The sequence below is a fragment of the Streptomyces abyssalis genome (assembly GCF_001751365.1).
GTDB lineage: Bacteria > Actinomycetota > Actinomycetes > Streptomycetales > Streptomycetaceae > Streptomyces > Streptomyces abyssalis.
In genome coordinates this window covers 1,447,836-1,473,231 of the sequence record NZ_LJGT01000041.1, presented here as the reverse complement: position 1 = coordinate 1,473,231, position 25,396 = coordinate 1,447,836, and the positions used below count along the sequence as shown (strand labels likewise).

General features: G+C 67.7%; 20 protein-coding genes. 1 reads left to right on the top strand and 19 read right to left on the bottom strand.

Annotation, left to right across the window (positions count from 1 at the left end; all coding sequences use genetic code 11):
• Window positions 1-66: 66 nt before the first annotated feature.
• The 14 genes from AN215_RS27095 to AN215_RS27035 form a co-directional block, all read right to left on the bottom strand.
• The gene (locus AN215_RS27095; protein ID WP_070010576.1) at window positions 67-282 is read right to left on the bottom strand and encodes a hypothetical protein; all 216 of its coding nucleotides are present in this window, start codon (window positions 280-282) and stop codon (window positions 67-69) included.
• Between the two features lie 1,413 nt (window positions 283-1,695).
• Window positions 1,696-1,968, bottom strand: coding sequence for a hypothetical protein (locus AN215_RS27090; RefSeq protein WP_070010577.1), 273 nt, complete (start codon window positions 1,966-1,968; stop codon window positions 1,696-1,698).
• A gap of 15 nt (window positions 1,969-1,983) precedes the next feature.
• On the bottom strand, window positions 1,984-3,393 hold the full coding sequence (locus AN215_RS27085; RefSeq protein WP_070010578.1) for a phage major capsid protein: 1,410 nt from the start codon (window positions 3,391-3,393) through the stop codon (window positions 1,984-1,986).
• A gap of 672 nt (window positions 3,394-4,065) precedes the next feature.
• A complete protein-coding gene (locus AN215_RS30930; protein ID WP_431306318.1) occupies window positions 4,066-4,422 on the bottom strand; it encodes a zinc finger domain-containing protein in 357 nt (118 codons plus the stop codon).
• Window positions 4,423-4,769: 347 nt separating this feature from the next.
• Window positions 4,770-6,071 (bottom strand): AAA family ATPase, encoded by a 1,302-nt coding sequence (locus AN215_RS27080; RefSeq protein ID WP_107374472.1) that lies wholly within the window; start codon window positions 6,069-6,071, stop codon window positions 4,770-4,772.
• Between the two features lie 77 nt (window positions 6,072-6,148).
• Window positions 6,149-6,343: a helix-turn-helix transcriptional regulator gene (locus tag AN215_RS27075; protein ID WP_070010579.1), complete on the bottom strand. Its 195-nt coding sequence runs from the start codon at window positions 6,341-6,343 to the stop codon at window positions 6,149-6,151.
• A gap of 382 nt (window positions 6,344-6,725) precedes the next feature.
• Window positions 6,726-7,001 carry a hypothetical protein gene (locus tag AN215_RS27070; protein WP_216093824.1) on the bottom strand — a complete coding sequence of 92 codons (276 nt, stop codon included), beginning with the start codon at window positions 6,999-7,001 and terminating at the stop codon, window positions 6,726-6,728.
• Window positions 7,002-7,258: 257 nt separating this feature from the next.
• Entirely contained in the window at window positions 7,259-8,140 is an 882-nt protein-coding gene (locus tag AN215_RS27065; RefSeq protein ID WP_079123442.1) for a tyrosine-type recombinase/integrase, read from the bottom strand.
• A gap of 120 nt (window positions 8,141-8,260) precedes the next feature.
• A complete protein-coding gene (locus AN215_RS27060) occupies window positions 8,261-9,892 on the bottom strand; it encodes an RNA polymerase sigma factor (RefSeq protein WP_275521579.1) in 1,632 nt (543 codons plus the stop codon).
• A 400-nt stretch (window positions 9,893-10,292) separates the two neighbouring features.
• Window positions 10,293-11,306: a FadR/GntR family transcriptional regulator gene (locus AN215_RS27055; protein WP_079123441.1), complete on the bottom strand. Its 1,014-nt coding sequence runs from the start codon at window positions 11,304-11,306 to the stop codon at window positions 10,293-10,295.
• Between the two features lie 142 nt (window positions 11,307-11,448).
• Window positions 11,449-14,085, bottom strand: a complete 2,637-nt coding sequence (locus tag AN215_RS27050) for an ABC transporter ATP-binding protein (RefSeq protein ID WP_070010581.1) — start codon at window positions 14,083-14,085, stop codon at window positions 11,449-11,451.
• Between the two features lie 233 nt (window positions 14,086-14,318).
• The gene (locus tag AN215_RS27045) at window positions 14,319-15,080 is read right to left on the bottom strand and encodes an NUDIX hydrolase (protein WP_070010582.1); all 762 of its coding nucleotides are present in this window, start codon (window positions 15,078-15,080) and stop codon (window positions 14,319-14,321) included.
• Between the two features lie 176 nt (window positions 15,081-15,256).
• Window positions 15,257-17,401: a glycogen debranching N-terminal domain-containing protein gene (locus AN215_RS27040; RefSeq protein WP_107374471.1), complete on the bottom strand. Its 2,145-nt coding sequence runs from the start codon at window positions 17,399-17,401 to the stop codon at window positions 15,257-15,259.
• A gap of 107 nt (window positions 17,402-17,508) precedes the next feature.
• Complete coding sequence (locus tag AN215_RS27035) at window positions 17,509-18,759, bottom strand: DUF4192 domain-containing protein (protein WP_070010584.1); 1,251 nt, start codon at window positions 18,757-18,759, stop codon at window positions 17,509-17,511.
• A gap of 139 nt (window positions 18,760-18,898) precedes the next feature.
• Between AN215_RS27035 and AN215_RS27030 the strand changes: the two genes are divergently transcribed.
• Window positions 18,899-21,091 carry a RecQ family ATP-dependent DNA helicase gene (locus AN215_RS27030; RefSeq protein ID WP_070010585.1) on the top strand — a complete coding sequence of 731 codons (2,193 nt, stop codon included), beginning with the start codon at window positions 18,899-18,901 and terminating at the stop codon, window positions 21,089-21,091.
• Between the two features lie 152 nt (window positions 21,092-21,243).
• Here the strand turns inward: AN215_RS27030 and AN215_RS28965 are convergent, their stop codons facing one another.
• From AN215_RS28965 to AN215_RS27005, 5 genes are all read right to left on the bottom strand, one after another.
• Entirely contained in the window at window positions 21,244-21,669 is a 426-nt protein-coding gene (locus AN215_RS28965) for a hypothetical protein (protein WP_338057943.1), read from the bottom strand.
• Between the two features lie 264 nt (window positions 21,670-21,933).
• Window positions 21,934-22,629: a ribonuclease HII gene (gene rnhB, locus AN215_RS27020; RefSeq protein WP_070011296.1), complete on the bottom strand. Its 696-nt coding sequence runs from the start codon at window positions 22,627-22,629 to the stop codon at window positions 21,934-21,936.
• 396 nt (window positions 22,630-23,025) lie between these two features.
• Complete coding sequence (locus tag AN215_RS27015) at window positions 23,026-23,685, bottom strand: histidine phosphatase family protein (RefSeq protein WP_070010586.1); 660 nt, start codon at window positions 23,683-23,685, stop codon at window positions 23,026-23,028.
• A 27-nt stretch (window positions 23,686-23,712) separates the two neighbouring features.
• A complete protein-coding gene (locus AN215_RS27010; protein WP_070010587.1) occupies window positions 23,713-24,321 on the bottom strand; it encodes a YdbC family protein in 609 nt (202 codons plus the stop codon).
• Window positions 24,322-24,410: 89 nt separating this feature from the next.
• Window positions 24,411-25,289 carry an SDR family oxidoreductase gene (locus AN215_RS27005; RefSeq protein ID WP_070010588.1) on the bottom strand — a complete coding sequence of 293 codons (879 nt, stop codon included), beginning with the start codon at window positions 25,287-25,289 and terminating at the stop codon, window positions 24,411-24,413.
• Between the last annotated feature and the right edge of the window lie 107 nt (window positions 25,290-25,396).

Here is a 25,396-nt window from a genome sequence, read left to right as displayed (position 1 = left end):
ACACCGCAGCGAACGTTCTGACCAGTTCGAGTCGGCAGCGCGTGTCCTTGTCGGGAACCGGGATTCTCATACCGCCATGGCCCAGTAGGGCAGCCCGTAGGCCATCAAGGTCCGCCGAAGCTCACACTCCTCCACGAACTTGGAGGGCGTTATCCCTCGCTCCTCACCCCAGGCGGCACGGGCCTCAACCCATAGGTCCCAGCCCCGCCTGATGTCGATGTCCGTGGCCATAGCCGGAGCGGCGATCCATTCGTCCAGGACGAAATCCGTAAGACTTCTCATTGGCGTGCTCCTCAGCTACGCGTTTGGTGGGGGTGGGGGACCCCCTACGTACTTTTGATCTTGCTGAGCTGGCTGACGAGCCTCGAATTCGCTAGACGACGCGTGAGAACTCGAAATCGGGGGGACCCCCTACCCCCTAAACCAGTTCGGATCAGGATAGCCCAACGCGAACTGCGCCCAGTTCGGAGGAAAACGGCACCAGCCCGTACCGGAGCCTCAGCCGCGCACCTGAACGACTCCCACTGACCGCCAGCCAGCCTGAAAGACTCTCTACGTGTGTGCCTATGGGAGGGTGTTCCAAGTTCTGAGATATTCGAGAAATCCGCGAGATTTTTCTCAAGAGAGAGAAGAGAAGGAAGAGCGGGGTCGTGGGGCGTGAAAATCTTCCGTCGCGGGACCCGGCCCCACCCTCGATGAACATGCACCACGCTTTGAAGGGAACCCTTGCAAGGGAACGTTGAGGAGTCTCAAAAGGATCCCTTGCGGCACCAAGGGGATCCCCTTCGGGAGTCTCTAAGGGATCTCTTGCTGATGTCTCCAAGGGGCCCTCGCAGGAGTCTCAGAAGGGATCCCTTACCGGGAGTCTCCATGGGATCTCTTAAGAGATCTGTTAAGGAGCCATCAAGGGGGTAGGTGCAGGTACCTCAAGGGATCCTTTAATGGATTCCTTAGATGGACTCCTTAACGGATTCCTTAACAGATCTCTTAAGGGATCGTTTAATGGATTGTTTAAGGAATCCATTAACGGATTCCTTAATGGATTGTTTAAGAGATCTGTTAATGGATTCCTTACATATGCGATAAGGGATTCCTTAAACAATCCATTACATATATTGTATTATGCATTGAGTATATCTATACACATGTGTAGTGTATACATGTGGTGTGAGTATATACATGTACTAGTACATTACTTCATGTGCATTGTGTATTGCTGTACTGGTTATATGTGTATTGCGTAATGTGTATTAGTTAGGTGTTGCTAGTACACAGCATTGGGTAATGTGTAATAGTGTGCTGACCTATATAGTGCATCGAGGGCATTGAAGGGGGTATTTGAAACCCCCTATATAGGTGCTTACCCCTGCCCCTATATGCACGCACCCCCAGGTCATGGGGGCCTATCACCCTCCCCTTTGGCCAGGTTGGGCGCCCCTCCACTATCCATGATCATTTGCGTGCGCATCCATGGTGTACTACGACTCAACCAGGCATGGGTGTTTACCGCTACTCGACCACGCACTACACCTTGAGCGCCACTCATGTACCCCATGATCATTTACCTGTGTGTCACGTGGCTCCTACTATCCAAGATCATCTTCGGGAGAATTTCGCTGCTCCTACGAAATGAGAAGAGCACCGCCCCGACGCCATGAGTAAACGCCAGGGTGATGCTCTTCTTGCATTCGGATACTACCTCTTGCGAGAGGGCTGCCCATCCGTGATCACGTACACCGTGACCGCGTAGTTCACCGACGGATCTCGACGCAGATCGAAGACCCAATTCCCGAGCCCATCGGGGTAGCTGTTCACCAGCAATTGGTGGTCGCCCGGGGTCTTCGGGTCGAACTTGAATCCCCAGGTGATCACGTCATCACCATGCAGATCAACAGTGACCGTCTGGCTTACCGTCCTGTTGTGAGGGGCGGCCACGATGGTTGCGGTTTCAGTGAGGGTGATAGCCATGTCAACTCCCCACTCTCAGGCGGTCGTCGGAATGTCGAGCAGCCTGAACGCTTCCTTCATGGTGACATCCGACCCGGTCCGGAACGTGAGGAATCCGTGCCGCTGTGCGGTGGGACGCCGGTTCGCACCAAGACCAGGGATGATCTCGAAGAGAGCACCGATCTGATCCACGATCACGAAGTGCTTCCAGTCCCCGTACGCGAGCACGTAGTTGTTCGCAGTCACTGCCGGGTTGACCGCAGTCGAACTCTTCATGTGCGAGTTCTCGTGCCACGGCTTGCCCGCCAGGGCAGGCGGATTGTTCCGCAACTCCGGCCAGTACAGTGCACCGTTGCTGGTCTCGAATGCACGCAGTGCGTTGGCCGTACCGATGTGAGACTGGAACGACGCGTTCGCGGAGAACCGTGCGCCCAGCGCATTCTGAAGAGCGAACGGATCCGTTGCCACCATCGCCTCGGTACCAGTCGTGTTGATCTCACTCGTGGTACCGGCCAGTGCAGTGACGAAGCCCTTCGGCTGCGCAGTACCAGTGCCGGTGGTGTAAGCGAGAGCTGTCATGTTGTCGACCGCATCCTGCGACACCGTACGAACCTGCTTCAGGAAGTCACCGGCCGAATCCTGCTCGATCTCGTAAGACCACACCACGTCGACGGCCGCCTTCCACACGGGGATCGGGATGTCGTCGAGGGGAGGCGAACCGTCGGCAGCCTCGGTCGCTTCGGCCAGCCATTCACTCGTGGCACCAGACGAACTGACGCCCTTCCACTGACCACTTGAGGTCTGGACAACGCGGCTCACCTTGCGAAGGCTGTTCGCAGTACCCGCGTTGGTGAGCAGGATCGTCGGGTCCAGAGTGAGAGGTACCAACTCTGCACCGGTGCCGGCGCCCAGTGACATGGCGGCCCTGACCTCGTGCACGATCTGCACCGCACGCTGCTCGGCCGGAGTCCAGAGCATGTGCCCGCGCTGGGGATTGATCAGGATCTTGGCGAACGCCGACTCGTACGCCGGGTTGCCCGTCGCCATCGCCCACCTCTGGGACATGGTGCGCTCCATGTACGAGCCCGAACCCATGACACCATCGATGATCTCCGCACCCTCGGGTGAGAGAGCCCCGGTGTTCACGTGGTGATCCATGTGGCGGAGAGCTGCACTGCGCACCTCGTTGGCTGTGCGGTGACCGATGCCCGAGGGCCCGTCGACGTAGCCCCTCGCGGCTGCGATCTCGGCACGCTGGAACCGCTCGCCGCGTTCCTTCACCGCATCCCAGAGCTGCTGCTCGCGTTCGTCTAGCTCGCGCGGACCCGCACTCTCATGAAGTGTGTGAAGTACCTCTTCACAGTGACCAGCGGAGCGGAGTGCGGTGAGTGCGAACTCGAACTCGTCTCCGTCCTCGAACTGCTGCCATCGCTTGCTTCGAGTCATGGCAATACCTACTTTCGAATAGAGCACACCTCAACTGGGCTGTACTCAGACGTGTTTGATGAGGGGGATGGCTGTCCCCAATCCAGATGCGGGAGGAGCTATGGCTCGACTCTCAGCACCGGCGTCCTACTAGAGCGGGAGATACTTGTGCTCCCCCACAAGGGAGGCTCTAGCCCCTAACCTCTCGCAGGTCTACACTCACCCAGGCTCGCCCGTTCGACGGCTTGTACTTCACTTCGATGGAATGACATCGCCTTTGTGTGTGCCCCGACACATTGCCCGCCCGGTCCTCACCAAGATCATTACAATCCTGGAAGGTGGATGCGAGATAAGGAGGATCGCCCACCTTGAAAGCGGGCAATGTGCGCATCGGGCTACACATGAAAAGTGCGATGCCTCCATGCTTATGAAGTTATGTTCCACATTCTACGGGCATCTACTCGGAATGCATAGAGTCCTCGACATCGGCACGACGGTGCACCACTACCCCACCCCCCGGTCTGTTCGGCGTGGGCGGGACGGTGACAATCTCTTCGCCAACGTCTTGATCTATCCAGCGTTCGGCCCACCGGCAGCCACGACGGTGATTGCATTCGGCGGCGAGGCTTTCATCTCCGGGCTCGCGGTTGGCCGAGGCGAACGCGTCACAGTGACGGCAGATTCCCCTGAAGATCATCCACGGCATGAGGCACCTCCCATTCGTCGTGCACCGTGGCTCACATCAAGGGGGTCACCTCGGAGAGAACGGCACGGCTTGCCTATCCCCGCATGACACTCGGGACAGGGTGTGCCGTGTGGCGCTGCACCAGCCGAACGTGTCTCGGTATGAGCCAGAACCCCGGGTCTACGGTCCGAGGGCGGGAGAAGGGCGTACACGAGTCCGCTCAGCGTGTCGATCGCCTCGGCCAGCCCGTGTATTTCAGCTTGCAATGCATCCACCGCACCACTGAGTGATCTCCGTGCCACGTCAACCACCACACATATCGGGGTGGAGCGAGCGCGAAGCGCGAGCCTGGGCGTCGAAACCATCGCCCAGTGGCTCGGCCCCGAAGTACGGCAGAGGATCGGGGAGCGATGGAGATTCGACCAGCGGGTCATGATCGACCAGAGAGTCGTGTCCTTCGCCCAGCTTCCTGTTGTGATTCATATTCGGTCTTCCCTTCTTGATCAATTCCTGAGCTACTCACCCCAGGGGCCTTACAGGCCCCTTGGGTTTCGTGAGGGGTAGCCGGTCGAGTGGGCGTGAGGGTCGTGGGGGTTGCCGTGAGGGGTTCTGACCTGCGGTTATTCCTCTGGGCGTGAGGGTCGTAAAGGGGTGCCTCGCAAGAGTCCGAAATGCCCCAAGCGTGAGGGGTGCGTGAGGGTGTAACCACGGGCTACAGCACCCCCCTGTGATACGTGTCTGGCCGCCCCGCCGACGTGTCCCCGTCCCGCTTACTCAGCACCCCGTCCCGCGCGAGCTTGTCCAGCTTCCGACGTGCGCGCTCACGCTCCGCCGCTGTGGGGTCCCTACCGTGCAGCACTCGTGCGAGGTCCAGTGCGGTGAGTCCACCCGTGCCTCGGGCGGCGGCCAGCGAGGGAATGTCCACCTGGTCCTCGACCCATGAGCGACCAGTGTCGTGGTCGTGTTGCACGGTGAAGGGGCCCACGGTTTCGGCTGGCTGCTTGAGGTGCCTGAACTGGACGACGGGATCGCCCGCCTCACCGACCAGCAGCGCGACGGAACCGACTCCGGCCGTGAGCCATGTCGATCCGTAGACGTTCTCCAGCTTGTCGGGCTTACCTCCGGTGGTGCCGTGCTTGGTCTGGTGGTGCGACTCCAGTACCTGCACGCCTCGGGTGAGGGCTGTCTGCCGGGCACGGTTGTAGGCGGCGGCCGTCTCGTCCTCGGTGAGCCCTATGGCCGCGTCCTTGAGCGAGTCGAGTACGACGTGTGAGGCGCCCACCTCTTCGCACAGGTCGGCCAGCAGGTCGGGGTGCTTGGCGAGGTCCATGGGTGGCGGGCCGGGCATGAAGATCAGCCGTTCCTCAAGCGCCTTGCGTTCGTCCTCGGTGAACTGTCTGTGCAGTGAGCGCCTGATCTGACTCGGCCGGTCCATGGCGAGGTACAGCACCTTGCCCTCGGCGGGCTGCACGGGATACCCGAGTACGTTGCCGTCGCCCAGGCCGATGAGTGCGCGCACGACCTGACCGATGAGGGTGGTCTTGCCGACGCCTGGTGAGCCGCAGACCATCAACGCCTCGCCCTCGGCCCACAGCACCTCCTGGCCGGCCCCCCACAGGGCGGGCACATGGGTGGGTACATCGAGTACGAAGGCGTCCCCGGGCACTATGCGGTGCAAGCCGAGGCGGTCACGCGCCTCCCTCTCCGCCTCTTCCTGTGCCTCACGCTCTGCCTGTGCCTCAGCCACGGCCTTGCGGGCAATGGAGATGGCACTGCTCCACTCACCCATCTTGGGGCGGGTGCGGTACAGCTCGTGTTGCAGTTCCTTGGGCAGGACTGCGAAGAGTTCCTTGATTCTGTCGATGCGCTGCTTGGAATTCTCCTGGGGCAGGAGGACCAGCAATTCGGTCAGCGCCGCAGCGGCATCCTCGGTGGTACCGTTTGAGTTATTCAGGTGTGTTTCTTGGGCGCCCTCTCCGATCTTCCCGGAGGGGGCGCTGTAGTTGCCGTCCATATCGTGTTGTCTTCCTTCCCAGAAGACCGGCCGTCGCCGCGCGGGAAGCAACGACCGGTCGGCCTAATGGGTTCTGGCTATGCCGCCTGGTCGCCTCCACTAGAGATCCAGGTCTCCACGTCTTCACGCCGCCAACGCAGCGACCGTCCACAGCGGACATGCGGCGGACCGTACCCGTACCGCGCCCACCTCTGGACCGTCTCCACGGACATACGGAGATAGGCGGCCAACTCGTCGGCGGTCATCACGTCGGGCAAAAGGACTTGCTTCATTCCGGGTGCTCCTCACAGCTCTCGTCGATTGAGCTGCGAGCCATACTTCAACACGACCTGGAAGACCCACGGAGATCTGCGCGCCTAGAGATACACATACCGGGCACCGTGAGTTGTCAGAGCCCCCGAAACCCCCATGCTCAGGCCCGGCGTGGTGGTCCATCTGGTCGAAGAAGAAGTTCTCCTTGCCGAAGATGTCCTGGGCGCTAACCGAAAAACGCGGGCGCCCGTAATTGGCAAGATCGTTCTTGGCGATCCGGGTCGCGCCACCGGGCGATCTTGTGAAGGTTGGGGCGCCCCAAGAATTGATCTGCCCGCTGAAATTTTCGGTCCCGAACATCTGACGGGCGCTGGGAGTTCCCTCGGTGTAGGCACAGTGCGCTCAACTGGCCTGACTGCCCTTGCGCTTGGCCCTCGCCCTCGACGACAACAGAGAGAGGCGGGCGAAGTGAGCCTTCATGGCACTGCCGGCTCTCAACTTGCGCTCTTCGGCAGAGAGTTGGCGGTCAGGGTCGACCTCGTCCTCGAACCGGTCGAGGAACGCGGCACGGGCACGGGCCGTACGGGCGCTACGGTCAGGGCAGTTGGACCACATCTCGTGGGCGGCCAGAGAGGCACGCATGCGGCGCTGGGCCGGAGTCATGTCAGAGAGATCCACGGCGAATCACACTCCGTAAAGAGGGAGTTGGGCGATTCGCGCGATCCAGTGGCCAGCTCTGCGCGGGTGCCGCCCCGACGTGGACGGACGCGTGATGACGTTGACGGACCTCGGGTAACCATCCCGATTTCAACGAGGGTCCGGAGACTGAAAACGTGGGGCGCCCCACAAGTTCGGCGGCACCGAGTGATCAAAATGACGGTTATCCGTCAAAAGGATCTTCGTGCCGGTGTCTCTTCACCGAGCGTAGCGCACCGTCAGAACTCCCCGAGTCCGAGCCGCCTGGCCTCCTCTGCCGCACGCTTCTCCGATGACGCACGGGTGTAGCGGTCCAGCATGTCCCGGCGCGTCCAACCGGCCACAGACATGAGGCCGCCCTCGGAGCCACCGGCAGCAAGCCACCGGGCAGCCGCCGTGTGGCGCAACAGGTGCGGGTGGAAGTCCTCGATCCCGGCATCCTTGGCCCGAGCCTTCAACGCCGAGTACAGCCCGTCGTAGGACAGGCCACGCCCCTGGGCGCCGAGCCACAGCGTGTCGGTGTCCGCCAGCCGGTGCCCCTTGCGCAGTCGCAGGTACCGGTCCAGCGCTTGAGCCGTCTTCGGGGAGAACGGGACAGTTCTCGCGCGTGCCGACTTCGTCTTGCGGAGAACGGCACCACCGGACAGATCCGCGTCACCCGTACGCATCGCGACCACCTCACCGGCCCGCGCACCGGTCTCGATCATGAACCGGATGATCGCCTCATCCCGTCGGTCGACCAGACGCTTCCCCGAACACGCCTTGATCAGATTCCCGAGCTGGTCCTCGGAGAGTTCAGGGGTGATCTTGTGCTCAAGCCTGGGCGGCCTCAGCCTGACGAGCTGGTCGGTGTCTATCTCTCCCTCGTCGGCCAGCCAGGAAGAGAACCGGCGTACAGCCAGTTGACGGGCCCTGGCGGTAGACGGCTCCGCTCCCGAGTCGAGTAGCGAGGCAGTCCATGCGTTGACCGAAACCCGGTCGAGTGACGGAGCTACGCCGTTCGCCTCACACCAGGCCAGGAAGGCGCCTACGCCTCGGCTGTAAGACTTCAGGGTCTCGGGAGACTTCCGCTCGGCCTTGAGGTGGACGAGCCACGAGGAGAGCAGTTCGTGCAGGTTCATGCTGGCCGAGGGTACTCCGGAAGGCCGCGCCCGATATCTGTACTGGGAGCGCTGCGCTCACACGAAGAGAGGCCCCCGACCCGCAACAGTGCAGGTCAGAGGCCCCTTCGAGGCAATCCCTCAGTCCAGGTAGTCGCGCAGGACCTGGGAACGGGAGGGGTGCCGCAGCTTCGACATCGTCTTGGACTCGATCTGACGGATCCGCTCACGCGTGACGCCGTAGACCTTGCCGATCTCGTCGAGGGTCTTGGGCTGACCGTCCGTCAGTCCGAAGCGCATCGAGACCACGCCCGCCTCGCGCTCGCTGAGCGTGTCCAGAACGGAGTGGAGCTGCTCCTGGAGGAGCGTGAAGCTGACGGCGTCGGCGGGGACGACGGCTTCCGAGTCCTCGATGAGGTCACCGAACTCGCTGTCGCCGTCCTCGCCGAGAGGCGTGTGCAGCGAGATCGGCTCACGCCCGTACTTCTGGACCTCGACGACCTTCTCCGGCGTCATGTCCAGCTCCTTGGCCAGCTCCTCCGGGGAGGGCTCGCGGCCCAGGTCCTGGAGCATCTGGCGCTGGACGCGCGCGAGTTTGTTGATGACCTCGACCATGTGCACCGGGATGCGGATGGTGCGGGCCTGGTCGGCCATCGCGCGCGTGATCGCCTGCCGGATCCACCACGTCGCGTACGTCGAGAACTTGTAGCCCTTGGTGTAGTCGAACTTCTCGACGGCGCGGATGAGACCGAGGTTGCCTTCCTGGATCAGGTCCAGGAAGAGCATGCCGCGGCCCGTGTAGCGCTTGGCCAGGGAGACCACGAGGCGGAGGTTGGCCTCCAGCAGGTGGTTCTTGGCGCGGCGGCCGTCCTCGGCGATGATCTCCAGCTCGCGCTTGAGCTTGGGTGCCAGCTTGTCGGTGGCGGGTGCCAGCTTGTCCTCGGCGAACAGGCCCGCCTCGATCCGCTTCGCGAGCTCGACCTCCTGCTCGGCGTTGAGCAGGGGGACCTTGCCGATCTGCTTGAGGTAGTCCTTCACCGGGTCGGCGGTCGCGCCGGCCGCCGCCACCTGCTGGGCCGGGGCGTCGTCCTCGTCGTCGTCGGAGAGGACGAAGCCCTCGTTCTCGTTCTTGACCTCGGCGGCGGGGCCGTCGTCGGCGCCGGGCTTGTTCGCAGCGGGCTTGGCGGGTGCTTCCTCGGACGACTCGTCGCCGTCCTCGAGGATCTCGTCGACGACGGACTTCTTGGCGGCTGTCTTCTTCGGAGCGGCCTTCTTCGCTGCCGCCTTCTTGGCCGTCTTCTTCGCGGTGGCCTTCTTGGCGACGGCCTTCTTGACCGGCTCGTCGGCCATCTCGGCGGCGACCGCCTCGACGGCGCTCACGTCGACGGCGTCCTCCGCGATCGCGGCGTCGGCCTCCGCCGGCGCCGTCTCCGGCTTGCCGGCCGCCTTCTTCGCGGCCGCGGACCTGGCCGGAACCGTCTTCGTGGCGGTGCGCTTGGCGGGGGTCTTGGCCGCAACGCTCTTACGGGTGCGCTTGGGGGCCTCTGCGGCACTCACCATCAGCGTCACACCCTCCTCGTCGAGGATCTGGTTGAGGCTGCGCAGTACGTTCTTCCACTGGGTTGGCGGAATCTGGTCAGCCTCGAAGGCCCGACGCACGTCGTCGCCGCCGATCTGCCCCTCAGCCTTTCCCCGCTCGATGAGCGCCACCACAGATTCGGATTCGGCGATCTCCGCGGGGAGCGTACGGGATGTGCTGGCCGACACGAACAACCTCTCGGAACGATGGAAACGGCAAACCGCCGGTGGGGATGAACCGACGGCGCGGGTTCGGCTGGGAGGGGATACAGCGCCTGTACGAGCACCGGCTGCGGGTGCCGTATTCCCTCCTCGGCTGTCACCTCTTGAGTCATCGCGCTGTGACGCGAAGCGTTACGGGCAATACACGTGGCCCGGGTCACACCCTTCTCCATACATTCTGGAAAGAGGCCGACGAAAAGGACGCCACTCCAAAGAAGCTGCCCCGCATGCACGAGGGCGGAAACGGATGCGCCGCCGAATTCCGGCGGCGCATCCGTTTTCGCGGCGGAACGAGGCCCGCCGGACGCGGCCGGCCGGGCACCCCGCCTGCGGCCGGCACGGAGCGGCTCTCGCTGCTCAGGGACCGCCGGACTCAGTGCTCGCGCGGCGGGGGGACCACGTGATCGGCGCCGGCCGCACCCGTGGCGGAGCCGCCGCTCCCCACGCCGGGCTGCGAGACCGGAGGAGCACCGGCGTCGGGACGGCCGCTGAGGACGTGCCGCATCGCCGACTCGGCGGCGGCGCCCTCACCGGAGGCGAGCGCGTCGACCACCCGCTGGTGCTGGGCGATCGAGGCCTCCGTGGCGACGTCGCATCCCGTACCGGAACCGCCCGACACCTGGAGGGCGGCGGAGACGATGCCCGAGAGGTGTTCGAGCATGCGGTTCCCGGCCGCCTGGAGGAGCTGGCCGTGGAACTCGGCGTCCGCACGGGAGAAGGTCAGGGTGTCGCCCTGCCCGACGGCGTGCGTCATGATCTCGACCATGTCCGCCAAGCGCTGCTGCACCTCGTCGCGCACCTGGCCGGCTGCGAGGCGCGCGGCCAACGGCTCGATGGTGCTTCGCAGTTCACGCAGCTCCCGCCGCTGGTCCTCACGCTTCGGGCCGAAGGCCCGCCACTCGATGATGTCGGGGTCGAGCAGGTTCCAGTCGCTGACGGGGCGCACCCTGGTACCGACGTTGGGCCGGGCACTGACCAGTCCCTTCGCCTCCAGGACGCGGAGGGATTCGCGGACGACGGTGCGGGAGACCTCGAAGCGGTGGCCGATCTCCTCGGGAACGAGGGGACGGTCGGCCCCCAGGTCGCCGGAGACGATCATCTGACCGAGCTGCTGGACGAGTTGGCCGTGCAGACCGCGTCCGCGGCTGCCGGCCGCGCGGCGGCCGGCGCGGTTGATGTCGGCCTCGGAGCCTTGCCAGGCAGGGACGTTGCTGGTCGTGCGTGCCGTGCCGGAGGACTCGGCGTACGCGTAACGGTCGAGTTCGCCCGGGCCGGCGAGGCCGGAGTCGGCTGAGCGAGCGGAGGTCATCATGGAGTGCGCAAGGGTAGTCACGCATCCTTTGTCGGCGGCCCTCCGGGCGGCCTTGAGGGCTTTGGTGAAAAGCACACGAAAGGGTGATCACTGACTTCGGGACAATTGACGCCTTATCGGAAAGAAGGCGTTGCCCGGGGGTCATCTTCCTGTCATATGCGGCGTGTTGATGCAGGAGAACAGCCTGCGAAGTGAGCCCCCGAGGTCTCGCCCGGCGCTATCTGACCTTGCTGTTCAGGACGGTGACGACGTATCCGGCGAGCAGCACCGTCAGCGACAACGCCAGTGCGGAGCCGACGGGTTGGGAGGCCAGCTCCAGCACCGCAGCCACCCAGTCCTCGGTTCCGGGCGGCCAGGGCACCAGAAGCGCGGCTTCCAGACGTCCGGGAAGTCCCTCGGCGGAACGGCCCGGACCCGGGGCACCGCCGAGAAACGTCCGTACAACAGGCGCGAGCAGCAAGGGAACCGTGACCACGACTGCCGTGCCCACCACGCCGGAACGGAAGACTCCCGCGGCCAGAACTCCGGCCCAGGCGCAGCCGACCGCGAATGCGAACACCGCCGCGATGTGCAGTTGCCACGAGCCGTCGGCGACAGGCGTCGTGTCCGAGGGGAGCGAGAGGGCTTCGGACCCGAAGAGCAGCGTCACGCCTGCCGCGTTGACGACCGCGACAGCGACACTGAGCAGCAGGGCCAGCGTTGCCGAGACGGCGAGTTTGGCCGCGAGGAGGCTGAGGCGGCGCGGCACGGGTGAACGGGCAGGGGCGAGTGCGGGGTAGCGGAACTCCTCACCGAAGGCGAAGGCCCCCAGCAGTCCGGCTGCGAGGGCGGCGGGCGGCAGGAAGAAGACGCCGCCCGCGGGCCAGCCCGCGAGCAGGCGCACGGCCGGTGTCAGAGAGCCGCCCGAGCCTGCGGGAAGTCCCGCACCGGTGCGTGCCATGACGAGACCGACGCAGAGTGCCACCACCAGCGTCAGGACCATCGCCGTCCAGGTGCTGCGGATGCTGATCAGGCGGCACAGTTCATAGCGCAGAGGTGCGGCAGGGCCGGGACGCGCGACCGCGTGCAGCTGCGGCGGGAGTTCGGCGGCGGCACGTGCGGGCGGACGGTTCGGGGTCCAGGCGGAGGCGGACTCGCGGGACGAGGACTTGGCGGAGGTGGCCTCGGAGGAGGTCGATTTGGCGGGGGTGGACTTGGCGCGGAGGTCCGGGTCGGCAAGCGGCTTCAGCACGATGCCCGGGCCGATGGAGACGGTGCCGGAGGAGGAGCGGCCCGGCTCGGAGGAATCGGTGACCGCATCGGCTGACGGTTCGGTTTCCGGATCGGTTCGCGAATCGGTTCGCAGCTCGGCGGAGGGTGCGTCGGGCGGGCCGTCGAGTGGGCTCTCGCTGAGCCGGACCGTCGGTGCCTCCGAGGCGATCGTCTCCGGGTCGGCCTCGGAAGCCGTACCGGGACGTGCGTCCAGGCCGTGCGGTGGCGTCTCGTCACCGGACGCGGCTCTCATGGACGCCGGTCCGGTCAGACCGGAGGCTGAGGTCGTGGCGGACGCCGGTGCTGCCGCGGGGCTCGAGACGAGCACGGGCTCCGGTTCCGTGCCGGGGTCGTCGCCGGGCTCGGGGCGAGGACGGTGGTCGGTCCCGTGATGGGGCGGCGGCTGCTCCGAACTCACCGTTCCCGGGCGGGAGTCGGGCGCGGCGTCTTCGTCTGCAGCGGGGTCTTCGAGTTCCGTGAGCTCTTCGAGTTCCAGGAGTACCGGGTTCGTCGTGGGTTCCGGTTCGACGGGTGTCCCCGCGCTGTCCGGTTCCGGAGCCCCGGGAGGTGAAGTGGGCGCGAAGGCTTCGTCGGCCGCCTCCGTCCCGGCATGCGCCTGCGCGGAAGCCGCCGCTGCGGGAACGGGCCCGGCCTCGCTCCGTGACGGGCCCCGGCCGTCGGCCCGTTCGAGCGGACCAGGGACGTGCGCGTCTCCGGTATCGCCGCTCTCGTCAGTGAGTTGATGGATGAGGATGCCGTTCCGGTGGGCGTACTCCCCGACTTCGGCACAGCTGCTGCCGTAGACGGAGACTCTCGTACCTCCTTCGCGGACGACCTTGAGCGGGCCGTTGTCGCGGTCCTTGCCCGCCTTGCGCCCCTCCTGCGTGAGTACGGCGACGAGGCGTTCCGCGTACGGCGTGCGCACGGCCACGCGCGGGCGGAGGCGCGTACGCACGAAGTCTGCGACACCCTGGTCGGCGATCAGCCGGCCCGAGTCGACGCTGATGACGCGGTCGGCCAGTCCGGCCGCTTCTTCGGAGAGGTGTGAGGTGACGAGGACGGCACCGCCCTGGTGCGCGTATCCCCGCAGCAGTGAATAGAGCCAGGCCGTCTCCCGAGGGGACAGGCCGTTCGCCGGTTCGTCGAGGATCAGCGTGTGCGGATCTCCCAGCAAGGCGCAGGCCATGCCGAGGCGTCGGTCCATTCCACGGGAGAGCATGCCCATCCGCTGGTCGGCCAGCCCGCTGAGACCGACGACGTCGAGCACGTCGTCCGCTCTGCCCGCCGGGACACCGGCTGCCGCGGCGAGCATCCGAAGATGACCCCGGGCGGTACGGCCCGGGTGCCCGTTCACTTCGCCGAACAGCACGCCGACTTCGCGCGCGAGGTTCGTGATCCGGTGTACCGGACGCCCCCGGAAGAGGGCCGTTCCGCGTCCGGCCTGCAGCTGGAGCATGAGACGCAGGGCAGTTGTCTTGCCCGAGCCTCCGGGTCCGTGGAGCACGGTGACCCTGCCGGGACGGGCCTCGAAGGTGAGGTCGTCGACAGCGGGCTTGAGTTGGTGACGGCGAGGCAGGCTCGTGAGCCCGATTGCCTGGATCATCGCTTCTCCCGCGTAACGCATGGGGGATGCACCCAGGCAAGATAGCGCGACATGTCTTGCTTTCACCGGTAATGCACTGCGCACGGCCAGGTCCGTTGCCGGCGGGCGGGCTGTGGGCTCGGGCGAACGGACGTGTGCAGACGGCGGTGTGCGGACAGCGGTGTGCAGACGGCGGTGTGCGGATCGGCCGGTGGTCGCTGCCGGGGAGCAGGGTCGGGAGCGGTGGCGGGGAGTCAGACCTCGGGACGCAGCATCGGCGGGTTCAGGAGATTGGCGCCACCTGCCCGGAACAGCTGTGCGGGACGGCCGCCCTGACGCGTGGTCGTTCCTCCGCTGGGGACGAGGAAGCCGGGCGTCCCGGTCACTTTGCGATGGAAGTTGCGCGGATCGAGAGCCACGCCCCACACCGCTTCGTAGACCCTGCGCAGCTCGCCGACCGTGAACTCCGGTGGACAGAAGGCGGTGGCGAGCGACGAATACTCGATCTTCGAACGCGCTCTTTCCACACCGGCCGCGAGGATCTGGTCGTGGTCGAAGGCGAGAGATGCCTTGTCTCCGTCGTCGGCGTGGCGACGGGTGGAGGCGTCGTCGACGAGGAGGTCTTCGACGGGAGCCCAACGGGCGCCCCGCGCATCTCCCCCGGGTGTGGGTGACGGCAGATCCGGTGCGAGGGCGAGGTGGGCGACACTCACAACCCTCATCCGCGGATCGCGGCCGGGATCGCCGTAGGTCGCCAGCTGTTCGAGGTGCGCACCGGGAAGTCCCCCGGCCGTGTCGTGCGCCTGCAGGCCCGTCTCCTCGGCGAGTTCACGCGCGGCGGCGGAATCAAGATCCTCGTCTGCCCGGACGAAGCCCCCGGGCAGCGCCCACTTCCCCTCGTACGGTGCCTCGCCACGACGTACTGCCAGAGCACAGAGCGCGTGTCTGCGCACCGTGAGCACCACGAGGTCGACGGTGACGGCGAAGGGAGGGAAGGCCGACGGCTCGTAGGGCATGCCATGATCATAGTCGTCTTCCTGACGATAATCAGGCGGTTCCCGGCGGGTCTTCCATCAGGGTGCGGCCAACCGTCCGGACCGCTCTCCGGGCCGCGACCGGACGGCGCATCGGCGCTACTGCCGCGGGTGTTCCCGCTGTTGGTGCACCGGGCTTCCCTTCGGTCGGCGGCAATTCAGTCGACGGCAGTCCTCACCCCGTCCGACACCTCCTCGACCTCGCCCTCCCCGGTGCCGCTCACCCGGACAGTGAACGGCTCCCCGGCGACACGCAGACCGGCGAACCGCACGGCACCGAGCGACGGGTCCGGCAGCGGCCGCACGGACACCGTTCCCGCCGGGACATCCGGGCGGACCCCGGCGAGCGTGAGGAGCAGATGCACGGCTCCTGCCGCGGCCACCGCAGCGGGCCGGCACGCCGCGGGGTGCGGAAGCGGCATGCCACCTCCCGCCCGCTGCTCAGCCGCGTACATCTCGGGCAGCCGGAAGCCGAACGACGCTGCCGCGTCGAGCACTCCGTGCAGTAGTGAACACGCCTCTTCCTCATGGCCCGCCGCGGCGAGCCCGGCGACAGCGCTCACGGACTCCTGGACGCGAACGGCACCGCCGCGATGCCCGAACGGATTGTGCCGCGCGTCGCCTTGGCCGAGGCTGCGCAGCCCCCAGCCGGAATCGAGCTCGGGACTCTCCAGATAACGGCAGAGCTGTTCCGTCTGCTCCTTGGTCAGCAGCCCGACGGCGGGACGGCCACCTGCGGCCAGGCCCGTATCAAGCAACTCCACCGCTGCGGAAGTCAGATGAGTCAAGACGGCCCCATCCTTGGCACGGGCCGCCACAGGTCTCGCCCCGCTCTCCTCCTCCAGCCAGAACTCCTCCTGGAAGCGGTGGGCCAGGTCCTCAGCCCACTCCCGCAGCGCTCCTCCCCCGTCGCCTCCGCAGGCGTCGAGGAGGTCGGCTCCGAGCAGCGCGGCGCGGTGGGCGCTCGCCTGTACTTCGCAGCGGTACAGGCCGTCGGGCGCCGGGTCGGGCAGGAACAATCCCTCTCCTGCGGTGTTGAGCATCCAGGTCAGGCAGCGTTCGGCCGCGGGCAGGAGCTGCTGCGTGTCGCACTCGGGCAGGCCCCACAGCCGTGCCTCGGCGAGGACGGCTGGGAAGAGCAGGGTGGCTTCCGTCCCGCTGCAGCTCGGCGGGGCGTACGGGCCCGCGTGACGCAGCGCGCCCGGGAGGCGGCCCGCATCCGGGCCGGGCCCGGTCAGCTGGCCGCGAGCGAGTGTGCGCAGGGTGCCCGCCGCCAGGCGAGTGCCGAGGGGCAGCAGCATCCGGGCCGCACGAAGGGAGTCGGCAGGGGCCAGGGCGCAGCGCCACGGTGCTCCAGCGGCGAGATGCAGATCCGACGGTGCCGCCGGATCGCTCATCAGGAGCGCGTTGGCATCGTCGAGCCCGGCTCTGAAGAGGGCCACGACCCTGGGGTCGTCACCGTCCGCACGGGCACCGCGCCAGAGCCTCGGCGGCCGGCCGGCGGCGAGGACGGAGACCGGGCCCGGGACTCTCTTCCTGCTCCTGCCCCTGCTCTTGGCCTTGCCCTTCGGGGCAGCGGCGGGAGTCCGTACGAGGTCGGTCCTGAGGACCACACTCCGTTCGGACCCGGGTGGCAGCTCCCAGTCCCACCTCAGCAGCCCCAGCTGAGCCCAGCGGGTGTCAGGCTGCGGCTCGGCGGATACGGCGGCGCGGAGATTTCCCGCCGACCACAACAGGCCTGAACCGTGAACCGATGCGGGGAGCTCGTGCCCGGCCTGCCCGACTGCGATGGCGGCGATCTCCGCCAGGTCGGTGCCGAGACGCAGCTCGAGCGGCAGCCTCACCGGCCGCCCGCCGGTGTTCCGTACGGTGACGCGCTCCGTGCCGTCTGCGGATCTCAGCCTCTCGACGACGAGCGCCGGATCGGGCCCGGTCCCGACCGTCGTCGGCGCTGTCGCTGTGAAGCGGGCCTGTCTGGCACTCATCATGCGTCCCTGCAGCGGAAGCGGCTCCTTGCCGCCCAGGAGGAGGCGGCAGCGAGCGATCACTCGTCGGCCCCCGTAGTAGAAGCCCTCCATGCCTTCGCCGTTCAACTGGCCGTGCTCAGCGGACACAGCGAGATGCGGCGCCGCGACGCAGATCAGCGCGGCGTGGGCCGACTGGTGCTCCGCCGCGGGTGGCGGCTGCGCAAAAGTGCGTCCAGGGGCGGGCCTCTCTCCCCGCGCAGCGATGAGAGCGGGTGGCGGCGCGGCCGTCGGATACCGGCCGGGGGTGCGCGGCTGGGGCGAAACCGGCTGCGACATCGGGGACATGGACGTACCTCCGCTTCCTCTTGTGTGTGGTCCGGTCTGGGCCGGGGCTGGAGATGAGCGGCGTCTGCACAGAGTTGAACGGTTGACGGGCATGCTGGTCACGGCACGCTGCAGGTGGTGGGGCCGGCAGAACCGCGCTTGTCCTCCGCTTGGCGCACTGCCCGCTCCTTGCGCATGCAGCGGCGCAAGGGCTCCGGGTCCATGCCGTCGTTGAAGGCGCGGTGAAGCAGCTGCGCGAATACGTAGTCGGGGTCGCTGCGAAGGGCGCGGTCGAGCGCGACCCGCGCCGAGGGCCCGTCTCCGGTGGACCAGGCGACCCAGCCGGCGAGCGTCAGCGGAGCCGCGGCGTGCTCGCTGTACGGGCCTACGCAGCGCCGGGACAGGGCACGCCAAAGCCGCAGTGCAGGGGCCGAGTCGGAGCCTTCCATCCACTCTGCCGCCCGGTCACGGGTGCGGCGGTCCTGGAGGCCGAGGATCACCGCTGCCGCGTCGTCATGGCCGAGGAGCGCGTCGTCGTACTCGTCGGCGAGGGCGCTGTCGGCCTGATCGGGAACTGCCTCACGGAACCGGTCCAGCAGCGAACGGGCAAGCCGCAGCGTCTCGGCTCGCACGGCCGCGCAGCCGTCCGGGGCCAGCATGCGGGGGACGAGGGCGGAGCTCGCCGAATCGAGAGCACTCTCCTGCTCCTGGGCCAGGCCGGACCCGAGCGCGGCCAGGCGCCGCTCCATCTCCCGCAAGGAGCCCCGGACTTGGATTCCCGCATAGGCAGCGGCGGCCGCCATGGCCGATGTTCCGGTCGCACCCAGGGGGCGGCCTTCGCTCGGGCAGCATGACGAGTCGGGGCAGCAGTAGGACCAATAGGAGCCATCCGACAGGCAAAGCGCCTCGTAGACCGGGATCTCGCGGGCGCCGCAGGCCGTGCGCAGCGCCTGGGCGAGCGGCCGCAGGCGCTGCATCACCTCCTCCTTCCGCTGCCCGGCGCCGGGATCCTGGCAGAGAAAGACGATGGCCCCTTCGGGCCGACGGCCGTCCGACCTCACTTCGCCCTCCAGACAGGTGGCTACCTGTTCGGAGACGGCGCCCCATTCGTCGGCGGAGGTCGGGATACCGATCCGGATCCGCCCGCCGAAGCGCCCTCGTGGACCGTGCAGGGCGACGACCACGACGGAGTCGTCCGGATAGAAGCCGAGCAGGTATGGAAGGGCGTCGGCCAGCTCGGCCGGGTTGCGCAACGCGATCTCGCTCTTTACCTCGTGGGGTGTGCCGACCGGGGCGGGCTCAGTGGCGCCGGGCTCGCGCGGTGTGCCGTCGTCGCTGTGGCCGTGTTGTCCGTTGTCTCGATGAGTCATGGCGCAACGGTGCCGGGAACGAGTCGCTGTTCGTCATGACTTATCCACAGCTGCGCCCGTTCGTATTTCTTTCTTACTGAAGGTCGGTTTTCCACAGGCTCATTGGCCCGGGCGTCCCGCATCCGGTTGCATGGAGACCATGAACCACACGGAACTGCGCCTCAAGGCCGATGCTGTTCTCGCCCGCCTCGTCGGCGACGACTCGGGCGAGGCACGGCTGCGCGACGACCAGTGGCGGGCCATCGAGGCGCTGGTCGCCGAGCGGCGGCGGGCTCTTGTGGTCCAGCGCACCGGATGGGGCAAGTCGGCCGTCTACTTCGTCGCGACCGCGCTGCTCCGGGCGGCCGGGCAGGGACCCACCGTCATTGTCTCGCCGCTGCTCGCCCTGATGCGGAATCAGGTGGCCGCGGCTGCGGGCGCCGGTATCCGCGCCCGCACCATCAATTCCTCGAACACGCAGGACTGGCAGGCGATCCAGGCCGAGGTCGCCGAAGGGACCGTGGACGTGCTGCTGGTCAGCCCGGAGCGGCTGAACAATCCTGACTTCAGGGACCAGGTGCTTCCCGAACTGACCGCGGCCACGGGCCTGCTGGTGGTCGACGAAGCCCACTGCATCTCCGACTGGGGCCACGATTTCCGGCCTGACTACCGCCGGCTGCGCACGATGCTGGCCGAACTGCCCGCCGGCGTGCCTGTGCTGGCCACGACGGCCACGGCCAACGCCAGGGTGACCGCCGACGTCGCCGACCAACTCGGCACCGTCCCCGCGGGCGACGGTGCCGGCCCGGACAGGGGCGACGGCGAGGCACTGGTGCTGCGCGGGCCGCTGGAGCGGGAGAGCCTCAGCCTCGGCGTCCTCACACTCCCCGACGCGGCCCACCGGATGGCCTGGCTGTCCGAGCAGCTTGAGAAGCTGCCGGGCTCCGGCATCGTCTACACCCTCACGGTCGCGGCGGCGGAAGAGGTGACGGCGTTCCTCCGAGGCCAGGGCCATACGGTGGCCGCCTACACGGGCAAGTCGGAGAACACGGAACGGGAGGCCGCGGAGGCGGACCTGCTGGCCAACCGCGTCAAAGCCCTCGTGGCGACGTCCGCCCTGGGCATGGGCTTCGACAAACCCGACCTGGGCTTCGTCGTCCATCTCGGCTCCCCCTCCTCCCCCATCGCCTACTACCAGCAGGTGGGCCGCGCAGGCCGCGGCGTCGAGCACGCGGAGGTGCTGCTGCTGCCGGGCCGGGAGGACGAGGCGATCTGGCGCTACTTCGCCTCGCTCGCCTTCCCCGACGAGGACCAGGTGCGCAGGACTCTCGACGTCCTGGGGGCGGCGGACAGGCCGCTGTCGCTGCCCGCGCTGGAGCCGCAGGTCGAGCTGCGCCGCTCGCGGCTGGAGACCATGCTGAAGGTGCTCGACGTGGACGGCGCGGTGCGGAGGGTGCGCGGCGGCTGGACGGTCACCGGCCGGCCGTGGCAGTACGACACGCAGCGTTACGCCTGGGTGGCCCGGCAGCGTGAAGCCGAGCAGCAGGCCATGCGGGACTACACGGCGACCGCGGACTGCCGGATGGAGTTCCTGCGCCGCCAGCTCGACGACGGCGAGGCGGCTCCGTGCGGACGCTGCGACAACTGCACGGGCCCGCGGTTCACGGCCGAGGTCTCCGCGGTCACCCTGGAGGCGGCCCGCGGTGAACTCGCCCGGCCCGGAGTCGAAGTGGAGCCTCGCAAGATGTGGCCGACGGGTCTGCCGGCGATCGGAGTGGATCTCAAGGGGAAGATCCCACCAGGTGAACAGCCCGCGACCGGCCGGGCGTTGGGACGGCTCTCGGACATCGGCTGGGGCAACCGGCTCCGCCCCCTCCTAGCTCCGCAGTCGCAGGACGGCCCGGTGCCCGATGACGTCGTCGCCGCGGTGGTGGACGTACTCGCCGACTGGGCCAAGGCTCCCGGTGGTTGGGGCACCGGAGCGCCGGATGCCCCTGCCCGGCCTGTCGGCGTGGTCACGGTGGCCTCGCGGACCCGGCCCCGACTCGTGCAGTCGCTCGGCGAACGTATATCTCAGATCGGCCGCATGCCCCTGCTCGGCACGGTGACGTACGCGGAAGGGGTTCCGGACGTCGCTCCCGCACGCAGCAACGGGGCACAGCGGATGCGCGCACTGCACGGGTCGCTGATCCTTCCCGAGCCTTTGTCGGCCGCGGTCGCGGACGCGGCCGGTCCGCTGCTGCTGGTGGACGACTTCACCGACACCGGCTGGACGCTCGCCGTTGCGGCGCGGCTGCTGCTGCGGGCCGGCGCGGAGCGGGTGCTGCCGCTGGTCCTCGCCGCACAGGGGTGATGCCAGGGGCGTCCCTCCGCTCCTGGCACGCCCAGCGGTAGAGGACACGCCCACCGGGGAGCAGGAGGAGGAGCACCACCTGGAGGCGAGCACACAGACGGAGAGGCAGAACGTCCGGAATCGGCGCCCGGACGTGGACGAAGTTCCTCAGCTCAGAGGAGTTGACGCAGACGCTGCGGGTCGCCGCAGACGATCAGGCTGCGTCCCGCCTTCGTGAGCGCTGCGGGCAGCGCTTCGGCGGCCTCGGAGTCCGTGCCTCCGTTGACGGCGAGGACGACCACGGCCCGGCGTCCGACGCTCGGCAACGCCGTGGTGTGCACGCAGAAGACGTCCTCACCCTCAGCAAGCTGACGCCAGTAGGCGTCCTCACCGAAGGAGAGTTCATGCTGCGCCCACGGATGTTGTTCGCCGGTGGTGACCACGAGGACGTCACCTGGACGAGTGCCCTCGTCCAGGAGCTTGTCCACCGTCTCGTCCGCGACGTCGACAGCTGTCGCGTCGGCGGCGGTGACCAGTTCGATCTGCGCAGCGGTACGCGCGGGCGCGGCGGCGGTCCGCTGCGCACCAGCTGTGCGCACGGTGCCGGGCCGGCCCGGAGTCGGCCCCTTACTGTCCGCGCGCGGCGGCTTGGGACGCGACGGAGCCCGGGGTCCGGGGATGGGTGCTGCGGGGCGGGAAGCCTGCGGGGTCCGGGTCGCGGCCGCGGAGCTGCGGCTGCCCGGGACACTCTCGTGAATCTGTGGCTCCTCAGGGGTGAGAGGCATGGGGTGATGTCTATCAAACGCCGGCGTGACGCGCGTAAGCGGGTTCGGCCAGCGGTTTTCCGTTCGAGGGCGGGCTGGTCAGAAGAAGCCCATCTGCTCGGCAGCCGGGGTCTCTTCGTCCGGGACGGCACGTGTGCGCTTGAGGTGCTGCCACCGCGGCAGCGCGTCCATGAACGCCCACGACATCCGGTGGTGCGGAGTGGGCCCCAGCGCCTGGAGCGCGGTCTTGTGCACCGGCGAGGGGTAACCGGCGTTTTCGCCGAATGCGAAGTCAGCGTGGGCGGCACCGAGTTCGGCCATGAGAGCGTCCCGGCGCACCTTCGCCAGCACGGAGGCGGCCGCCACGGAGATGCAGGACTGGTCGCCCTTGATCACGGTTCGTACCTGCCAGGGGACCCCGAGGTAGTCGTGCTTGCCGTCGAGGATCACCGCGTCCGGGCAGACAGGCAGCGCTTCGAGTGCACGCTGGGCGGCCAGCCGAAGCGCGGCCGTCATCCCCAACTCGTCGATCTCCTCCGACGAGGAGTGGCCGAGGGCGTGGGCGGAGACCCAGTCATCGAGCACACCCGCCAGTTCCGTTCGGCGCTTCACAGTCAGCAGCTTGGAGTCGGTGAGGCCCTCGGGTGGCCGGCGCAGCCCGGTGACCGCGGCGCACACGGTGACCGGTCCCGCCCAGGCTCCCCTGCCGACCTCGTCGATTCCCGCCACGACCTTGGCGCCCGTCCTGGCGCGAATCGACCGCTCGACGCGGTGTGTTGGAGGAGTGATCGGCATGGCCGGTTCAGCGTAGCGCCGGCTCTCCGCCGTGTGCCCGCCGGGGCCACCGGTGGGGCAGAGGGGGCCGGAGGGACCGGGGCCGGCTGCCCCCTCCCCGTCTCCCGGCCCCGGCGCGGGCCAGGTCTCGCGTCCGTCCCCTGCGCCGCCCCGCTCCCGGGCCTCGGTCTTCTCATCCTGCTCGCGGCCCGTGCGGCTGTCCCACGCGTCTCCCCACCGGTCGTCCTGCGGGACGCCCCGATGGCCGTGCGGCGCAGCCGACTTGCCGCCCGGTTCGCCCGACGCCTCGCCGGTTGCGGGATCTTGGGATTCGGGGTTCATGGTCAAGCGTTCACAGTGCGTCGTCCGGTTGTCGTCGTCCACGTGCCCGTGCCGCCCACCGCGGCCGGTGGACCGTCACATGCAGGTTCCGTACGAGCGCGGGATGCACCATTGCTCGAAGGGGCGGTCGAGGTGGTAGCGCCCGTCCTTCCCCAGTTCCAGCGTACGGGTCTCCGCGTTCCCGGGATTCGACAGCGACTCGAACTCGGCCACCGTCCAGTGCAGCCAGCGCATGCAGAAAAGGCGCATGGTCAGCCCGTGCGTGACGATCAGCACGTTCGGCGGGTGGTCGGGCCGCTCGAAGCTGCGCCAGAGGCTCTCCAGGAACGCACCCGCCCTGTCGTACACGTCCGCCCCGGACTCCCCCTGTGCGAAGCGGTAGAAGAAGTGCCCGTAGGCGTCCCGGTACTCCTTCTGCTTCCGTACGTCCTCGCGGTCCTGCCAGTTGCCCCAGTCCTGCTCCCGCAGCCGCGGCTCCTCCCGTACGCGCAGCAGAGCCGGGTCGAGCCCGAAGGCGGCGAGCGTCTGGTGCGTGCGGCGGTAGGGGGAGACGTATGCGGAGACATGCTCCTGGCCGAAGAGCTCACGCAGCCCCTCCCCCGTGGCCTGGGCCTGCCGCATCCCCTTCTCGGTCAGCGCGAGGGCATGATCGGGCACACGTTCATAGATGGAGTCGTCCTGGTTCCCCTCCGACTCTCCGTGCCGGACCAGGACGATGCGCCTCGGTCGTGCCATATGGCCACTCTATGGCCCTCGGCGAATTCAGACGGTCCAGGAGGGTTCGAGATCGATCACGTCCCCGGCGATTCCGGTCACGTCGGCTCCCAGCTGGGCACGGAGCGCAAGGCGCTCCACCCGCTCGGTGCGGTACTTGCCGTGCTCCGCCGTCGAGTCCCACATGGACAGCACCATGAACTCGTCTTCGGTCTGCGCTTGTGTGAACACGCCGCGCAGCATGCCGGGCGACCCTGCCATCGCCGGGTTCCAGACCTTCTCCTGCATCAGCGTGTAGTGCTCGATCCGGTCGCCGCGCACCCTGCAGTGGGCGACCCGCAGCAGATCGGCGTCCGCGAAGACGGGCCGGAAGCCGGTCTTCACGTCGAAGCGGTATTCGAAGAGACGCACCCGCATGTCTCTGTACGTGCCGACCTGGGCCGCATGCAGCCGGTCATGAGATCGCGCCATGAACGAGTCGTAGAAGGCACGGCTCTCCCAGAAGCCGAAGAGGTGTGCCACACCCTCCCTGGCACGGCTCCATCCGCCGCCCTGACCCCGGAAACCCGGCTCACCGAGCAGCCCAGCCCACTTCCGCTGCCCCCGCTCGAACCCCCGACGGTCCACGACGGTGCAGCGCATCCACTTGACCAGCACCGCGCCATCGTACGGCCAACCGGGTGACAATCCGTACGCACACGGTCCCGCGTGCCCTCGCGCCGGGGATCGCGCCCCGGCGCCGCCGGTCACCGCCCGCGGCGGTCCCGCACCGGCCTGGCCGTGGCAGCCAGATACTCGGCGTAGGTGGTGTGTCCTGCAGCGTGTGCGGCTTCCGTCATGTCGTGCGGCGGCGTCATGTGGTGGCCGGCCCTGTAGCCCCGCGCGGCCTTCCCCGCGAGCGGGACGGGCAGCAACGGACGGCGACGCCCGTACGCGCGCAGAGTCAGCCGTGCGAGCTCACGGGAGGTGCGCACCTCGGGTCCGCCCATGTCCGGGACCCGTCCCTGGGGCGGCCCGAGTGCCAGCTCCACCAGGCGTTCCGCGACTTCCTCCACCTCGACCGGCTGGAAGGACAGACCGGCGGGGAAGAGCGTGACGGGCAACCACCGCTGCGCCGCGGTGAGACGCGCGATCAGATCGTGGAACTGGGTGGCGCGCAGCACCGTCCACGGCAGTCCGCTGCCCTGGACTACACGCTCCGCCTCCAGCTTCGCCCGGTAGTAGAAGAACGGAACGAGGTCGACTCCCACGATGGAGATGTAGACCAGGTGCGGGCTGCCGCCCGACCGGCTCAGCGCCTCGGTCAGCCTTTGCGTCCCCACGACGTCCTTGCGGGTCCCGGTGGTCGCACAGTGGACGACGCTCGCGACTCCCGTCACCGCGGCGTCGAGCCCGGCGCCCGAGGTGAGATCCCCTATCGCCCGTTCGGGCCCGGAGAGACCCTCGCCCGTGCCCGCACTCCCACCGGCCCGAGCCGGAGCCCCGCTTTCCGGGTGCGTACGGCGGCTGAGCACCCTGACCGCCCGCCCGCGCGCCAGCAGCTTCCGTACGACCTGGCGGCCGAGGGTGCCCGTGCCTCCGGTGACCAGTACCGGGCCCGCCGGGCCGGACTCTCCTGTGCTCATGCGGTCCTTCCTCCACCAGTCCATACTCCGCATGCGCAGCCACCGCCAAACCCCGGCCGCCCGAACGCCCGCCCCCCGGCAACAGCGGAGGCGGGGACCGGCGCATC

Bases quoted from the DNA above. Each gene is read 5' to 3' on its own strand.
- AN215_RS27005 (WP_070010588.1), bottom strand. From the start codon at position 25,289: ATGAGCACAGGAGAGTCCGGCCCGGCGGGCCCGGTACTGGTCACCGGA.
- AN215_RS27045 (WP_070010582.1), bottom strand. From the start codon at position 15,080: ATGCCCTACGAGCCGTCGGCCTTCCCTCCCTTCGCCGTCACCGTCGAC.
- AN215_RS27095 (WP_070010576.1), bottom strand. From the start codon at position 282: ATGAGAAGTCTTACGGATTTCGTCCTGGACGAATGGATCGCCGCTCCG.
- AN215_RS27085 (WP_070010578.1), bottom strand. From the start codon at position 3,393: ATGACTCGAAGCAAGCGATGGCAGCAGTTCGAGGACGGAGACGAGTTC.
- AN215_RS27080 (WP_107374472.1), bottom strand. From the start codon at position 6,071: ATGGACGGCAACTACAGCGCCCCCTCCGGGAAGATCGGAGAGGGCGCC.
- AN215_RS27075 (WP_070010579.1), bottom strand. From the start codon at position 6,343: ATGAAGCAAGTCCTTTTGCCCGACGTGATGACCGCCGACGAGTTGGCC.
- AN215_RS30930 (WP_431306318.1), bottom strand. From the start codon at position 4,422: ATGGTTTCGACGCCCAGGCTCGCGCTTCGCGCTCGCTCCACCCCGATA.
- AN215_RS27090 (WP_070010577.1), bottom strand. From the start codon at position 1,968: ATGGCTATCACCCTCACTGAAACCGCAACCATCGTGGCCGCCCCTCAC.
- AN215_RS27015 (WP_070010586.1), bottom strand. From the start codon at position 23,685: ATGGCACGACCGAGGCGCATCGTCCTGGTCCGGCACGGAGAGTCGGAG.
- AN215_RS27040 (WP_107374471.1), bottom strand. From the start codon at position 17,401: ATGTCGCAGCCGGTTTCGCCCCAGCCGCGCACCCCCGGCCGGTATCCG.
- AN215_RS27030 (WP_070010585.1), top strand. From the start codon at position 18,899: ATGAACCACACGGAACTGCGCCTCAAGGCCGATGCTGTTCTCGCCCGC.
- AN215_RS27035 (WP_070010584.1), bottom strand. From the start codon at position 18,759: ATGACTCATCGAGACAACGGACAACACGGCCACAGCGACGACGGCACA.
- AN215_RS27050 (WP_070010581.1), bottom strand. From the start codon at position 14,085: ATGATCCAGGCAATCGGGCTCACGAGCCTGCCTCGCCGTCACCAACTC.
- AN215_RS27065 (WP_079123442.1), bottom strand. From the start codon at position 8,140: ATGAACCTGCACGAACTGCTCTCCTCGTGGCTCGTCCACCTCAAGGCC.
- rnhB (WP_070011296.1), bottom strand. From the start codon at position 22,629: ATGCCGATCACTCCTCCAACACACCGCGTCGAGCGGTCGATTCGCGCC.